Origin of the sequence: Escherichia sp. KTE52 (assembly GCF_000408325.1) — a bacterium.
GTDB lineage: Bacteria > Pseudomonadota > Gammaproteobacteria > Enterobacterales > Enterobacteriaceae > Escherichia > Escherichia marmotae.
This window is the reverse complement of the sequence record NZ_KE138680.1, coordinates 482,667-497,391: the sequence shown is the minus strand read 5'-3', so window position 1 is coordinate 497,391 and position 14,725 is coordinate 482,667. Positions and strand designations below refer to the sequence as shown.

Annotated in this window: 10 protein-coding genes; 2 read left to right on the top strand and 8 right to left on the bottom strand. The window is 51.7% G+C overall.

Annotation, left to right across the window (positions count from 1 at the left end):
* Positions 1 to 185 precede the first annotated feature (185 nt).
* The 6 genes from ygjK to ebgR form a co-directional block, all read right to left on the bottom strand.
* Complete coding sequence (ygjK, locus tag A1SC_RS09290) at positions 186 to 2,537, bottom strand: alpha-glucosidase (RefSeq protein WP_016262572.1); 2,352 nt, start codon at positions 2,535 to 2,537, stop codon at positions 186 to 188.
* A gap of 16 nt (positions 2,538 to 2,553) precedes the next feature.
* Positions 2,554 to 3,624: a protein YgjJ gene (gene ygjJ / locus A1SC_RS09295; RefSeq protein WP_000671503.1), complete on the bottom strand. Its 1,071-nt coding sequence runs from the start codon at positions 3,622 to 3,624 to the stop codon at positions 2,554 to 2,556.
* A gap of 140 nt (positions 3,625 to 3,764) precedes the next feature.
* The gene (locus tag A1SC_RS09300) at positions 3,765 to 5,198 is read right to left on the bottom strand and encodes an amino acid permease (protein WP_001285444.1); all 1,434 of its coding nucleotides are present in this window, start codon (positions 5,196 to 5,198) and stop codon (positions 3,765 to 3,767) included.
* Positions 5,199 to 5,260: 62 nt separating this feature from the next.
* The gene (locus A1SC_RS09305) at positions 5,261 to 5,710 is read right to left on the bottom strand and encodes a beta-galactosidase subunit beta (RefSeq protein WP_016262571.1); all 450 of its coding nucleotides are present in this window, start codon (positions 5,708 to 5,710) and stop codon (positions 5,261 to 5,263) included.
* Entirely contained in the window at positions 5,707 to 8,799 is a 3,093-nt protein-coding gene (ebgA, locus tag A1SC_RS09310) for a beta-galactosidase subunit alpha (protein ID WP_016262570.1), read from the bottom strand. Before ebgA ends, A1SC_RS09305 begins: the two co-directional genes overlap by 4 nt.
* A 183-nt stretch (positions 8,800 to 8,982) precedes the next feature.
* Positions 8,983 to 9,966 carry a transcriptional regulator EbgR gene (ebgR, locus tag A1SC_RS09315; protein ID WP_016262569.1) on the bottom strand — a complete coding sequence of 328 codons (984 nt, stop codon included), beginning with the start codon at positions 9,964 to 9,966 and terminating at the stop codon, positions 8,983 to 8,985.
* 218 nt (positions 9,967 to 10,184) lie between these two features.
* Here ebgR and A1SC_RS09320 point away from each other — a divergent pair, with 218 nt between their 5' ends.
* A complete protein-coding gene (locus A1SC_RS09320; RefSeq protein ID WP_000450593.1) occupies positions 10,185 to 10,517 on the top strand; it encodes a tRNA-binding protein in 333 nt (110 codons plus the stop codon).
* Between the two features lie 43 nt (positions 10,518 to 10,560).
* Here the strand turns inward: A1SC_RS09320 and ygjG are convergent, their stop codons facing one another.
* The gene (gene ygjG / locus A1SC_RS09325; protein ID WP_032141512.1) at positions 10,561 to 11,940 is read right to left on the bottom strand and encodes a putrescine aminotransferase; all 1,380 of its coding nucleotides are present in this window, start codon (positions 11,938 to 11,940) and stop codon (positions 10,561 to 10,563) included.
* A 418-nt stretch (positions 11,941 to 12,358) separates the two neighbouring features.
* Between ygjG and aer the strand changes: the two genes are divergently transcribed.
* Positions 12,359 to 13,879 (top strand): aerotaxis sensor receptor Aer, encoded by a 1,521-nt coding sequence (gene aer, locus A1SC_RS09330; RefSeq protein ID WP_000094660.1) that lies wholly within the window; start codon positions 12,359 to 12,361, stop codon positions 13,877 to 13,879.
* A gap of 117 nt (positions 13,880 to 13,996) precedes the next feature.
* On the opposite strand, the gene nfeR is transcribed toward aer, so the two are convergent.
* Entirely contained in the window at positions 13,997 to 14,626 is a 630-nt protein-coding gene (nfeR, locus tag A1SC_RS09335) for a DNA-binding transcriptional regulator NfeR (RefSeq protein ID WP_000017992.1), read from the bottom strand.
* Between the last annotated feature and the right edge of the window lie 99 nt (positions 14,627 to 14,725).

The window sequence follows — 14,725 nt, the reverse complement described above, 5'->3', positions numbered from 1 at the left end:
GTCGCCGGAGAAAAGGGAAAAGGGGAATGCGGGGTTTGTGATGGGATTCAAAAAGAATACGCCCGGTGGTAATGCCGGATGCGACGCTTGCCGCGTCTTATCCGGCCTACGGGGACTTATCCGGCCTACGGGCGTACATGTAGGGCGGATAAGGCGTTCACGCCGCATCCGCCAGCCGTTGTAAATTACTGCTTACGGAAAAAATCGTTATACAACATATACAAATGCGCTGCGCTCCAGGAGAAATTTGGGGCACCTTGCTGTGCGCCGGTCAGCGGGTTGTAATTCTCCTGAATCGGACCGTCGGCGGTTAAGCCTTTGGCGTGCTGGAAAAAAGTATCCGCAAGTTTCAGGGCATCATCGCGATAACCGTAACGCTCCATACCTTTCAGAGCAAACCAGAACTGATCCACCCATACGCGCCCGCGCCAGTAGATATCCGCGCCAAAGGCCGGATTGGTTAACGCTGCCGTTCCCAGTGGGACAAAGGTGTTGAACTCTTTGGTGTCCAGCATCACCTTCACCACCGCGTCGGCATTGGCCTGCGTTGCTGCACCATTAAACAGCGGCGACCAGCCTTCCGGCCCTTTACCGCGCTCGACAATCGGCTTGCCCGCGCAGCCGTTCGCTAACGGTTTATCTTCAATGCGTATGTCATAGTAGAACTGTGTGGCCGGGTCGAACATACAAGTATTGATGTAATCTGCGAGCTGTACTGCCAACTGGCGATAACGTTTGGCTTCTTCGGGTTTGCCGAGGATTTTCGCCATCTCGGCCAGATAATGATTATCGCTGTACATATAGCTGGCCTGATCCACCGATTCCTGTAACAACGAGTAGCCCAGCAACGTCCCGTCCTGACTGCGGTTTTCAGCGAATTTCACCGTCCAGTCACTACGTTTGCCGCCGTTAGCGACATATTTATCCAATTGTTCTTTGTCGATAAAACCAAAGACGGCTGCATCATCACGCCCCGATTCCCACGACGCGGCAACCTGCGCCGGAATTTCCAGGCTGTCGTACTGGCCTTTCTCAACTACCCGGGCGTAATTGTTCAGCCCGGACTGCGTCTCTTCTTTGTCGCCTTTTTTCACTGTAAACAGCATCTCGCCATTCTCAGTATTGTGGGCTTTATCGCGGGTTGCGCCATATTCCGGTACGCCGTTGCCGTTATGATCGCGGTTACGTAACCACCAATCGTGATAGGCCACCAGTTTCGGGTACATCTCTGCCAACCAGCCTTTATCCTGGGTGACGTTGTACACTTCCATCACCGACCAGGCGGCAAGACTGGGTTTGGTATTACGTTCATTCCAGTTGCCGCCATCGCCGCCACGCTCGGGGCTAAGGTTCCACGCAATCAGGTCCGGCACAAATCCCACATCCTGCGGACGCACGGCGTCGCCAGGTTGGATCTGCCAGGAGAAGACCGCGCGGATATTCTCTTTGGCGATGTCCGGATTGAAATGCGCCATCGCAAACGCCTGCTTCCAGGTATCCCACGGCCAGGTCTGATTGCCGGAGAACCAACGCCCGGTTACCGACGGCGTGACGGTGTTATATTTCACCGCACCGCCCGGCGAACGCCAGTTGCCGTTGAGGGTTTCGATCGCTTTCACCGCGACGCGCGTCTGCTCCAGCGTCGCATCCGGATTGGTTAACCCTTTCTTTAGGTACTCTTCCCAGCGTCGCTGCGAGGCGGTGAGATAAAACGCCGGACGCGCCAGAATATCGCGGATTTGCATCTGTTCTTTGCTGACTTCCTGGGCGGTCAGCAGATGGGAATAGGTGGTATAGAGTGTCGTCGAACCGTTGATATGCGCCTTACTGGTAAAGCGATTACCGTTGATTTCAGTCTGCATCGGTAATGATTTATGCACCTGATATTCCGATTCGCCGGAGGTCAGCAGATCCCAGGTGGCGCGCACTTTGCCAAAGGTAACTTTCAGGCCATCACGGGTGGCGCTGATCTTGCGTTGATAATCAGGGTACTCGCCAGTAATGGTTTTATCAGAAAGCGGTTTCCCTTCTTTCGCTTCCAGTTTTTCCAGCAGCTCGCCGTCCCACACCAGATCCAGCGGTTTATCGCTGGTGATTTTGGTTTCCAGTAGTGACGTGCGCGGCGTGGCGAAGCGCAGAGTCATTTCTATCTGCACATCTTTTGCTGTCAGCTTTTGCACCAGCGCACCGGGAATACTGTATGCCTCCGGTGTGAAGTCGACTTTTTGGCCGTCCTGCCAGACAGTCAGGCGGTCGAAATTGGTGGCCATAAAGTTGATGTACTCTTCCGTTAGCAGTGCAACGCCCGGAAAGCCACCCATGGTGTTCGGGCCGTCAGGCAACAGGTGGCCATGCCAGGCACCGAGATCGAAAAATGGGTTAAAACGCTGGTGGTCGTCGTAATCGTAATCCTTCATGTACTGCGGCGCGCCGGTACGGTTAATCACGTTTTTATAATTGTCGGCGTTAGCGGCATGGGCGGAAAAGCTCATCAGCAGGGCGCAGGCTACTGGCGTTAAAATGGTTTTGATTTTCATGAGATTACTGTCCTTATTACCAGTAAAAATATTGCATCAGGAAGAGTTGGTCGCTGGGATCGTGAGAGGCATTTTTCATGTAGAAGCGGCTGTCAAAAGCCGTAGCGAAACGTCCGCCACCGTATTCGTACCAGATACCAAACTGCATGAAAGAGGTGGTTTCATCGTCTGCGTGGTCAGGGCGATGTCTGGCGTAGGTGTAAGCGGTGGAGAGATAAATGCCTTTTAACGCTTCATACATGGCGCTCACCATCATCCCGCTTTCACTTCCCGGTACGTCCAGCCCGTCGGCGCGTCCGGTATGGTGCCAGGCGCGTGCGGCGAAGTTCGGGGTAAGCAGGCCAGTGAGATAAAGCTGTCCTGTGCCGTCGGTAATTTCCAGACCGTTCATCCAGGTGATGCCTTCGGCAAGGTCATACTGGATGTAACCGTTCATCATTGCCGGATAGGTGTATTTATCGTCGTAGCGATCGTATTTGCCAAAATGCAGCCAGGCTTTGCTTTCGTCATGATGTCCGGCAGGTGTGGCGGTGACGCTATAACGAAAATTACCGGTTAGGTTTTGTACCTTCAGCGCGGTCATAATGTCACGGGTATTGGGAATGACGTAGCCCAGATCGGGCGTGAAATCGCCCCACCATTGCAGGTCATCCAGTGAGGAATCCTGACGCAGACTCAGCATGATTTCGGTGCCATCATTGGTACGATAACCGCCATAGAAACGGTTAATCCCACCTTCAAAACCGCCCCAGCTATGGTCAGGCACCCATGCATTGCCGTCGTGGTCGGCCTGCACGGTCCAGCCTTCGCCGTAAATCAGGCCGAACCAGGAGCCATACTTCATCTCCAGGCCACCTTCAATATAGGTGCCGTCACTGTATTTATGTTTATTCTCACCCTCTAAATCCATATATCCACCAACCCCTAATTCGCCGTAAAAACGAAATGAAGGAGAAGACGTCGAAGTAATCGCGGGTGTTTTTGTGTCGTCATGTTCTGCCGGACGTGCTTCATCAGCGGCCGCAAAAAACGCGTAGCAAAACGGCAGAGCAACTAATGCTCTGCAAGGCGTACTATTAAATTTCATAATGTTAATCCATGAGCTAAAGAAAAAGTACAGCCTTTTATCGACATAATTAATAATGTTAAAAATACTCAGGCAGAAACTATTTTCCCTCTCCCCATCCAGGAAGAGGGAAAATGCCTGCTCATTTTTTATTAGTCTGCTTAATCCACGTTGTTGGCTGGCGTCGCTTCAATATGGCGTTCTTCAGCCGTTAATCCTTTTATATATTTGCTGTATTTCCACCACGCAAAGCCGAGGAAAATAACAATACCGCCGACGTTATAAAAAATGATGGTCAGAATATTTGCACCGGTCGGGAAGGTCGAGGCGACAAATCCTACGGCAAATATCGCAATCAGCATTGAAACAACGATAATACCGGTGCGACGGGAACCCATACGGAAATCACGTGGCAGGTGATCTAATTTGGCGCGTAAATTCAGATAGGCCAGCATGATGAATAACGGCGGAAGCATGGACGCTGCTGCGGTCATATTAATAATAGTATTCATTAGATCCTGCACGGTATTGGAGCCGAGCATCGGGATAATCATCAGTGGGATCACGATCAGGAACTGGATCCACGCCGCGCGCGCCGGAACGCCGTTTTCGTTCAGTTCGACGGTTTTCTTACCAAAGATCCCTTCCGGGATTTCGGAAAAGAAAATTTTCACCGGCGTTGCGGTCCACATCAGCAGGGAACCGAACATCGCGGTAAAGGACACAAGGCCAACAAAGCGGTTCATTAACGCTTCCGGCAGACCAAAGTATGCGGCCATGCCGTGGAATACCTGCACCGATCCGCCAGTAAATTTCAACTCTTTGCTGCTGACGAAGACGTTAATCAGCACCGAGGAGACGGAGTACAGTACACCGATAAAAATCCCGGCGAGGATGATCACTTTAACGAACGATTTCGATCCGCCTTTAACGTCGTTAACGTACACAGCAACGGACTCTGCGCCGCCTGCGGCCATAAAGATCCAGGTGGTAACGCCGAGGAACGCCCAGTTAAAGTTCGGGATCATCGCGTCAACGGTGATGGGGTCTGCAGGTTGTACGCCGCCAACCAGCGCCGTACCTGCCAGTAAAATGTAGGAGAGCGTTAACAGCAGCATCAGCGTTGAAGTAACGGAGGTGATTGGTCCCAGCATTTTCGCCCCGTTGGTGGAAACCCATGTGGAGAAGGCGAACAGCACCATGCTGATAATGGTGGTGGCAACTGGCGTCATAATATATTCGTAGCCGAGGAAGGCATACGAGGCGTAAGCAATAACGCGCGGCAATAATGAGGTGAAAAAGAACAGGTTCACGAACCAGTAGGTATAGGCAGTAATAAATGCCCAACGTCCGCCCAGCGAACTTTTTACCCATGCGTAGACACCAGCTTCCGAGTTTTTATTTAACGAAACAAATTCTGCGATGATCAGACAGAAGGGAATAAAATAAAAAATCGTCGCGAGGAAAAACATCGGTGCCGAGGCCAGTCCAAGCTCAATATTATTATTGATGACGTTATTAAAGCTATAAACGGCGGCAAAAGTCAGCGAGAGCAAGCCGAATTTGCCGATTGTATTACGTTTGGTATCAGACATAACACATCTCCGAAAATGAGTAGGGTAGCAGTGGCGGCAAACTCCTTTTGCCGCCGTAGTTGTTATTTGTTATGGAAATAACCATCTTCGATGGTGACTTTGAGAACGACCTTTTTGACTGCGTTATTACAGATAAACCGATACGCTTCATGGTTATCGCAAATAATGATTTGCCCTTCATGAACTTCAACGGTTTCTCCGCAGCCCTTTAAATATTCACGGTCAGTTTCATCGCGATAATATTCCACGACCTGTAACATCTCTTTCGGTGCATATTCAATTTTTTGCTGCCCTTGCAGGTAGTAATGCACTTCAAAATAGCGGCGATGTCCGGTAAATAACGCATCAGTCGCGGAGTCGTTTTCCACTCGATAGGTCAATGAGTCACCGATGGAGTGGGCGACGCCAGGCTGAATATTGTCGATATTTTCAATCGCTTCAACGCAGCGTTGCCACTTCTTGCCAGAGGCGTAAATCTGGCGGAAGTGTTCTAAGTTATCGATGATCCTCATTGCTTATTCTCGCTGTGCAAATTCGTGGAAAAGAACCCAGCGCCGAACTCATGCGACGCCAGGCTTTGCGCGGTGGCTTCTCCGCCAGAAACTGGCAGCAACGTAAAGCCGTAGCTGAAGTCACGGAACCAGACGCGCCAGGAGTCCAGCACCTCGCTACCCCAGGAGTTGGAGCCGAGGCCAAGCAACTGGTGGTCGAGGTTCAGAGTGATGTCATCGCTGCGCCGCAGCTCGTTGCAGTGCTGGGCTGCGTGGATGTTCTCCTGGGTATAGTGCCAGGCGCTGAAGTTAATCGGGCGCTGCGGAACCACCAGCAGACCGCTGCCGTGGCGGTTAGTCAGTGCCGCCCAGCGGACATGCTGGCGGTTGCCGTTGTTCTGCGGGAAGGGATAGTTCTCGAACATGGCATCGACGTTGCTGCGCCAGATATCGATGATGTTAGCCTGCTGGCTGTCGGCGTAGTTTTCGCCCGGTCCACGTCCGTAATACGCCACCTGATCGTATTCGCCGTTAATTCCCATGGTGAAACCGATGCACGGAATGATGTGCGGATAGTCGCCGTAACGTTCGCCGGAAAGTGCCACGTTAACCTGACCATCGGCAGCGATGCGCCAGATGTAGGTGCAGCGCATCCCGAAGTCAAACACCGGCGGGGCAATAACCGTGCGGCTGATGATCAACACCTCGCCATCACTTTGCTCAACGGCAAAGTCGCGCAGATGCTCCTGCATGATCTGCAAATGATTCGGTTGCCACAGTCCTTCGTACTCCTGCTTGTGGTTGTCGATCATTGGCTTGAAGAAGTTGATCTTTGGCTCGCGAGTCAGCAGTGATTCGCCATTCACCTGCCATGACGTCGGTTTGCCAGTCAATTTTGAGAAGGTGATTGCGAAGTTGTAGCCGCGAACGGTGCAGCTCAAACGTTCATCTTCCAGCTTCAGCGGATGGGCGTTATTCGGCGCGAAAGGCACAGGCTGCGCAGTGTTTTCCTTCAGCGGGAACTGATAAGTGGCGATAGGGTGCCCGGCGTCGCTGTAGCGAGTGCGGGAATCTTTGGTCACCGTAATGTTGAGAAACGCTTCGCGGGTGTCCAGTTGCGGCAGCGTGATGTGCAAGGGGGCTTCGCTGTTCGGCGCAACGTCGCGCAGCTTAATTTGCTGCGTCGCGAGCGTTTCACCTTCGGCGCGCACGTCTACGTGCAGGGTGTAGTCATCAAGCGTGGTAAACCACAGTTTATTTTCGACTTTCAGTTCGCCGCGATTCAGATCCAACGCGTGAATTTTTACCGGCGCGATAACCTGTTTGTACTCTTTCAGACCCGGCCCCGGTGTCTGATCGGAATAGATCAAACCATCAAGACAGAAGTTATAGTTGTTGGGATAGTCGCCGTAATCGCCGCCGAATTTATACCAGACGTTGCCGTTGTCATCCTGCGCCTGGATCCCGTGATCACACCACTCCCAGACATAATGCCCCTGAATGCAATCGTGCTTATAGAAGACGTTCTGGTATTCCGTCAGCCCGCCAGGTCCGTTACCCATCGCATGGGCGTATTCACAGATGATGCGCGGTTTTGGATGCGGGTATTCACCAAACTCATTCATCAGCGGCACGCGGGTGTACATGGTGGAAATAATATCGACCACTTCAGCATCGCGATCTTCTTCGTAGTGAACCAGACGCGTGTCATCCAGCGCCTTCGCCGCGTGGTACATCGCGCGGATGTTACAGCCATAGCCGGACTCGTTGCCCAGCGACCAGATGATGATCGACGGATGGTTTTTCTGCGCGTGAATATGACGAACGATGCGCTCGACGTAGACTTTTTCCCACTGCGGATCGTCGGTAATGCGGCTGATATCACCAACGTTAGCAAAGCCGTGCGATTCGACGTCGGTTTCCGCCATTACAAACAGGCCGTAGATATCACACAGTTCGTAAAAACGCGGATCGTTCGGGTAGTGAGCAGTACGCACAGAGTTGATGTTGTGTTGTTTCATCAACTGGATATCTTTCTCAACGCGATCTATCCCAACGGCGCGGCCTTTGCGATGATCGTTGTCGTGGCGATTGACGCCGTGCAGCATCACATAACGGTTATTGATCCAGAACAGACCGTCGCGCACTTTGATATCACGGAAGCCAACGCGTTGCGGCACCACTTCCAGAACATTGCCGTTGGCATCTTTCAGCGTCATGACCAGATGGTAAAGATAAGGGGATTCTGCTGACCATTGCTGCGGCTGTTCGACAGTAAAAGCAAAACTGGCGCTGGTCAGTTTTTCAATTGCCAGGTGATTAATGGCGCTGCGGTGCACCACGCGTTCGCCGTCGAACAGGGTATATTCCAGCGTCGTTACGGCAGGGGAGGCAGCGAGATTTTCCAGCACCACTTCGCAGGAAAGTGTGGCGTCGCAATAGGCTTCGTCAAAGTCGGTACGCACGGTGAAATCGTTAATGTGCGTCAGTTGTTTACCGATCAGATAAACATCGCGGAAGATCCCCGCCGACCACCACATATCCTGGTCTTCCACGTAGGTGGAGTCAGCCCACTGCATCACGCGCACACACAACAGGTTGTCGCCGGTTTTAACCATCGTACTGATGTCAAACTCTGCGGTCAGGCGACTGCCCTTGCTGAAGCCAACATACTGACCGTTAACGTAGACTTCAAAATAGGTTTCGACGCCGTCAAATTTAATCAGCGTCTGTTTACCCTGCCAGCCGTCGCTGAGGGTGAAAATACGTTGATAGGCACCGGTTGGGTTATCGCTGGGAACAAACGGCACATCGATGGGGAACGGAAAACCTTCGTCGGTATATTGCAGTTTGCCGTGACCTTCCATTTGCCACATGGCGGGGACGGTGATGTGCCCCCAGTCAGCCATTAGCTCAGAGGTGAAGGCTTCTGGCACTTGCAGCGGATGATCAAAAAAATGGAAATTCCACTGACCGCTTAAAGGCAGAAACAGGCTGCTGGTTTCGCGGGCAAAGGTACGTGCCTGCGCAACAGAATCATATGAAAAAAAGTACGCACGCGGCGTAAGTCGGTTTTCGTGGGTGAGCTGAATGTTTTCCCAGCGATTCATAGGGCCTCCCGGTAGAGAGAAATCGGAACCATTTATGGCGATGGTAGTTTGTGTAATTGATGGGGAGTTTAGTAAAATTTTTACTAAAAAGTAGCAGGTAAATGCATTTACTTTAACTGGATCACGAAAATAAACGGCAGCACTGTCCGGCAAAAACGATTGCCAGACAGTGTGTGAGGGGATTTAGCGGGTTGTACCGCGCAGTTTTAATTTGCTGGGAACGAAGACTAGCAGCGGCAGCGCGCGACCATCGCGAGCCTTTTCATACACCAGATTAACGCCCTGGCTTCCCATCATCTCGGAATGGATTCGCACGGTTGAGAGCGGCGGAAAGGTAAATCGCGCGGTAGGAATGTCGTTAACGCTGATAAGCGAAATATCCTGCGGGATGTTCAGGCCACGTTCATGAATTGCCCGTAGTACGCCGATAGCAATGGAATCGGAAGCGACAAACAATGCCTTCGGGTAGTTTTCCCGCGCCAGCATTTGTTTTGCCAGTTCATAGCCTGACGAGCTGGAAAAACCGCCGCGCCAGATATCCTCTTCGCGCACAACGTGCTTGAGATGACCATACTCGACAAATGCCGCTTCGCGAATATCTGCTTTGCCTGGCTCGTCTTCGCCGCCAATAAAACCGATGCGATTTACACCCTGAGCAATATAGAAATCGATGATTTCTTTACTGATGCGTGCCAGATCGATATCTACCGCATCGTAATTGCTGCCTGGCTCGTGAAAGTCGATAAAACAGATATTATCGGTTAACGCACTGGCGGCGGCGCGTAGGGCAGGCGTGGGCTTGCCGACAATTAAAATGCCGGTGACGTTTTTAATGTCCGGCAAGCCGTTGTGCTCATAACAGTTGGTCAGTTCGATCGCCAGCTTTTCGCACTGGGTTTCAATGCCGTGACGGATCGCCAAATAGTAAGGGTCGTTGATCTCCAGCTCCTGCTGGTAGCTGTAGATGGCCAGAATATTGTGCTGGTTGACTGCACCAGTCTGTAATTTACGGGCGCTGCTGGTCTTGTACTCCAGCTTTTCTGCGATCTCCAGAATGCGATGTTTCGTCTCTTCCTTTACATTCAATGTCGGATCGTCATTTAAGACCCTGGATACTGTCGCCAGGGATACGCCAGCTTCGATTGCGATGTCTTTTAGTGTTGCCATGTTTACCTTTTTTACTTTCCCTGATGTGCGCCTTCATTGTAGAGGAAGTGCTTATTGGGTCACCTGTTTTCAGTAAATAAAGCGCGTTTCTTTGACGCTGTAACGGTAACACAGTGGCTTACGAATGTGATCACGCCTGCATTCTCTATTTTTAGCCTACAGGATTCAGAAAAACTTTTGCTATAGTTTAGTAAAATTTTACTCGAAGGGGAGAAACAATGGAAACCGTGGCTTACGCTGATTTTGCGCGTCTGGAAATGCGTGTCGGGAAGATTGTGGAAGTTAAACGCCATGAAAACGCCGACAAGCTGTACATCGTACAGGTTGATGTCGGTGAAAGAACGCTGCAAACCGTGACCAGCCTGGTGCCGTACTACCGCGAAGAAGAGCTGATGGGTAAAACGGTGGTGGTACTGTGCAATCTGCAAAAAGCAAAAATGCGCGGTGAAACCTCGGAATGCATGCTGTTGTGTGCAGAAACTGATGACGGCAGTGAAAGCGTGTTATTAGCGCCGGAGCGGATGATGCCTGCGGGTGTGCGTATCGTATAAAAAATGGCGGATGGCGAATTTGCCTCGCTATCCGCCATCGGTATTACGCCTCTTCGACACTTACTCGCATGGCGGCCAGCGCCTTACGCGCCGCTTTGATCACCTGTTCACACTGTTCAATGCTCAGTGTCAGTGGCGGTTCAATGCGGATCGTTTTGGCATTGTTGAGCGTTCCGGCAACCAGCACGCGCTGGCGGAACATCTCGCTGGCAAAGTTGTAGCCGATTTCGTTATCAACAAACTCAATCGCCATCAACATTCCTTTGCCGCGCGCGTCCTGCACCAGATCGGGATATTCCCGCGCCAGTTGACGGAAACCGTCCAGCAACATATCGCCTTTTTGCTCAGCCTGGGCCGGTAAATTCTGTTCCAGCAACACGTTGATGGTTGCCAGCGCTGCCGCACAGGCCAGCGGGTTGCCGCCAAAAGTGGTGGTATGCAGAAACGGATTGTCGAACAGCACTGAGAATACCTCTTCGGTGGCGATGGTCGCGCCAATCGGCATCACGCCGCCGCCGAGGGCTTTCGCCAGGCACAGGATGTCCGGCTGAACGTTCTCATGTTCGCAGGCGAACATCTTGCCCGTGCGCCCCATGCCCGTTTGCACTTCATCGAGGATCATCAGTGCGCCGAACTCATCGCACAGCTTACGTACGGCGGTGAGATAACCCGGCGGCGGCAGAATTACACCACCTTCGCCCTGAATTGGCTCAAGGATCACTGCGGCAACATCATCACCGGTTTTTTTGCACTCGCTAAGGGCTGTGCGCATGGCTTCAATATTGCCAAACGGTACATGACGGAAACCCGGCAGCAGCGGCATAAACGGTTTGCGGAAGGTCGATTTCGCCGTGGCCGACAGTGCGCCAAGCGATTTGCCGTGGAACGCGCCGCTGGTAGCAATAAAAGTAAATTTGCCGCGCGGTGACTGATAAGCCTTCGCCAGTTTTAGCGCCGCTTCAACGGACTCGGTGCCGCTATTACAGAAGAAGCTGTATTTCAGTTTACCGGGCGTCAGCGCGGCAAGGGTTTTCGCCAGCATCGCCCGTAACGGATCGAGCAACTCCTGGCTATGCAGTGGCTGTTTCGCAAGTTGATTCTGTACGGCGGAAACTACAACTGGATTACGGTGCCCCACGTTGAAAATTCCAAAACCTCCCAGGCAGTCAATAAACTCCTGTCCCTGGGTGTCGACAAGCGTATTTAAACCTCCCGCTTGCCACTCTACGGCTCCGTAATCCCCGCCAGCGGTAACAGATTTGCGATACTCTAAAAATCCCGGATTGACATGTTCTTTGAAGTATTCAATCACCTCCCGGTTAAGTGCTTTCATCTCCTCATGATCCAGCGTTCGCTTTTCAATGAGATTCAGGGCGTGGGCGCTGCACGCTAAAGCCGATGCGCTCGAAGGTAACCTGTTCAAAATATGCTCCGGAGGCTCGCGTATCACATGATACCGATTTAAGTATTGCAGGGATTGCGCCACTCCGGCTGCGATTGCGAAAATCGGGATAAACACAAATGCGGCAATCATCTATGCAACATTTAATGCTGATTGTTAACATTTGTTGTTATTTGGTACGATTTCTATCGAGTATGGATTTTGCGCTTGTTATGTAAATGCACTCTTTCAGGGCAGCAAATGCCTGTTTTTTGGGCAATGTAATTAATGTTATCGCATAGTAACATGGTGAAAGTATTTTAAATCAATGAATTACATTTTGTGCTTTAATCGCAAATTGCGATCTAAATCAAATTAAACCGCTAAAGATAACCGCGCCGGGGCCGACATAACTTCCGACAAGAAGTTAACAACAATATAACCTGCACAGGACGCGATTATGTCTTCTCATCCGTATGTCACCCAGCAAAATATCCCGCTGGCTGACGATACCACTCTGATGTCTACTACCAATCTACAAAGCTATATCACACATGCTAATGACACTTTTGTGCAGATTAGCGGCTATACATTGCGGGAGTTACAGGGGCAGCCGCATAACATGGTGCGCCATCCGGATATGCCGAAAGCGGCCTTTGCTGATATGTGGTACACCCTGAAACAGGGGGAACCCTGGAGTGGAATCGTGAAAAATCGGCATAAAAATGGCGATCATTATTGGGTGCGGGCGAACGCGGTGCCGATGGTGCGCGATGGCAAAATCAGTGGCTATATGTCGATTCGCACGCGGGCGACGGATAAAGAGATCGCAGCGGTAGAGCCGCTGTACAAGGCGTTGAATGTCGGGCGCACAAATAAGCGTATCCATAAAGGTTTAGTGGTGCGTAAAGGCTGGTTGGGAAAACTCCCTTCATTGCCGCTTCGCTGGCGGGCGCGTGGAGTGATGGCGCTGATGTTTATCGCGCTGGCGACCATGCTCTGGTTTGCCGCCGCACCAGTGGTGAATTATTTCCTCTGTGCGTTAGTGATGCTGTCAGGAATTGCCTGTTTTGAATGGCAGATTATTCGTCCGATAGAAAATGTCGCCAGCCAGGCGCTGAAGGTGGCGACCGGTGAGTGTAACAGTGTTGATCATCTGAATCGCAGTGATGAACTGGGGTTGACGTTGCGGGCAGTAGGGCAGCTTGGTTTGATGTGCCGCTGGTTGATTAATGACGTATCAAGCCAGGTTTCCAGCGTCAGAAGCGGCAGTGAAACGCTGGCAAAAGGCACCGATGAACTTAACGAACATACTCAGCAGACGGTAGATAATGTTCAGCAAACGGTAGCGACCATGAATCAGATGGCAGCGTCGGTAAAACAGAACTCTGCCACGGCTTCGGCTGCCGATAAACTTTCTATTACCGCCAGTAATGCGGCAGTGCAGGGCGGGGAAGCGATGACCACGGTGATCAAAACGATGGATGATATTGCAGACAGTACTCAGCGCATTGGCACTATTACTTCGCTGATTAACGATATTGCTTTTCAGACCAATATCCTCGCGCTGAATGCGGCGGTGGAAGCGGCGCGTGCCGGAGAGCAGGGTAAAGGTTTTGCGGTGGTTGCGGGCGAAGTACGTCATTTAGCCAGCCGCAGCGCCAATGCTGCCAACGATATTCGCAAGCTGATCGATGCCAGTGCTGATAAGGTGCAATCCGGTTCACAACAAGTGCACGCTGCCGGACGGACGATGGACGATATTGTGGCGCAGGTGAAAAACGTAACTCAGTTGATTGCTCAGATTAGCCATTCAACGCAGGAACAAGCTGATGGGCTTTCCAGTCTGACCCGTGCGGTAGATGAGCTTAACCTGATTACCCAGAAAAACGCCGAGCTGGTGGAAGAGAGCGCGCAGGTGTCAGCGATGGTTAAACACCGCGCCAGCCGACTGGAAGACGCGGTGACGGTGCTGCATTAATCGGTATGCCGGATATCATGGTTGGTACACAATGCCTGATGCGATGCTGGCGCATCTTATCAGGCCTACGGGCGTGTAGGCTGATAAGGCGTTCACGCCGCATCCGGCAATCGGTGATTAATCCAGTTGCGTAATATCAAAAGCGGCGCGGTCAATTACCGCAATGATCTTTTTTATCTGCGCGTCGCTGATGTCACTCTGGTTGACACGTAAGTCCAGCACCGCTTTAAAATTATCCAGCGCCCGCTTCATTTGCGGGTTCTGGCGTAGCGCAGCGCCAACGCAGCGGGCTTTGATCCGCTCTTCAATCATTTCCACTTGTTCGCGATTTTCTTCCAGCCACTGCGCGCCCTGTTCGGTCAGCGCAATCTGCTTCTTGCCGCCTTCTTCTTCGCGGATGGTAATCAGCGACTGCTCCTGGAGAAAATCCAGCGTCGGATAGATGACGCCCGGACTTGGGGTGTAATTTCCCTGGGTCAGATTCTCAATCGCTTTAATCAACTCGTAACCGTGGCTGTCATCGCGTGAAAGAATATCCAGAATCACCAGACGCAATTCACCGTGACCAAAGAAACGCTGCCGACGACCACCGCCGCGACCGTGACGACCACCGCAGCATTGACCATGCTCGTGCTCATGCTGATGACCGTGCCCGCAGTGCTCGTGTTCTGACTTCTCACCTTTGCAGCAGCCTTCATGGCGTGGCTGGCCTTCATGTTTACAACACCCTTCGTGATGATGGCTCATAATCAGCCTCCTGTTGCTTAATTAGATATATCTAATTTATATCTAATGTGAGCATTACTGCAAGTGCAAAAATGATTTTTAAACGCAGATGTGCTCAAC

Excerpts from the sequence above, each read along its gene's own strand:
- ygjK (WP_016262572.1), bottom strand. The coding sequence starts at position 2,537 with ATGAAAATCAAAACCATTTTAACGCCAGTAGCCTGCGCCCTGCTGATG.
- ebgR (WP_016262569.1), bottom strand. The coding sequence starts at position 9,966 with ATGGCAACACTAAAAGACATCGCAATCGAAGCTGGCGTATCCCTGGCG.
- A1SC_RS09300 (WP_001285444.1), bottom strand. The coding sequence starts at position 5,198 with ATGTCTGATACCAAACGTAATACAATCGGCAAATTCGGCTTGCTCTCG.
- nfeR (WP_000017992.1), bottom strand. The coding sequence starts at position 14,626 with ATGAGCCATCATCACGAAGGGTGTTGTAAACATGAAGGCCAGCCACGC.
- aer (WP_000094660.1), top strand. The coding sequence starts at position 12,359 with ATGTCTTCTCATCCGTATGTCACCCAGCAAAATATCCCGCTGGCTGAC.
- A1SC_RS09320 (WP_000450593.1), top strand. The coding sequence starts at position 10,185 with ATGGAAACCGTGGCTTACGCTGATTTTGCGCGTCTGGAAATGCGTGTC.
- ygjJ (WP_000671503.1), bottom strand. The coding sequence starts at position 3,624 with ATGAAATTTAATAGTACGCCTTGCAGAGCATTAGTTGCTCTGCCGTTT.
- ebgA (WP_016262570.1), bottom strand. The coding sequence starts at position 8,799 with ATGAATCGCTGGGAAAACATTCAGCTCACCCACGAAAACCGACTTACG.
- A1SC_RS09305 (WP_016262571.1), bottom strand. The coding sequence starts at position 5,710 with ATGAGGATCATCGATAACTTAGAACACTTCCGCCAGATTTACGCCTCT.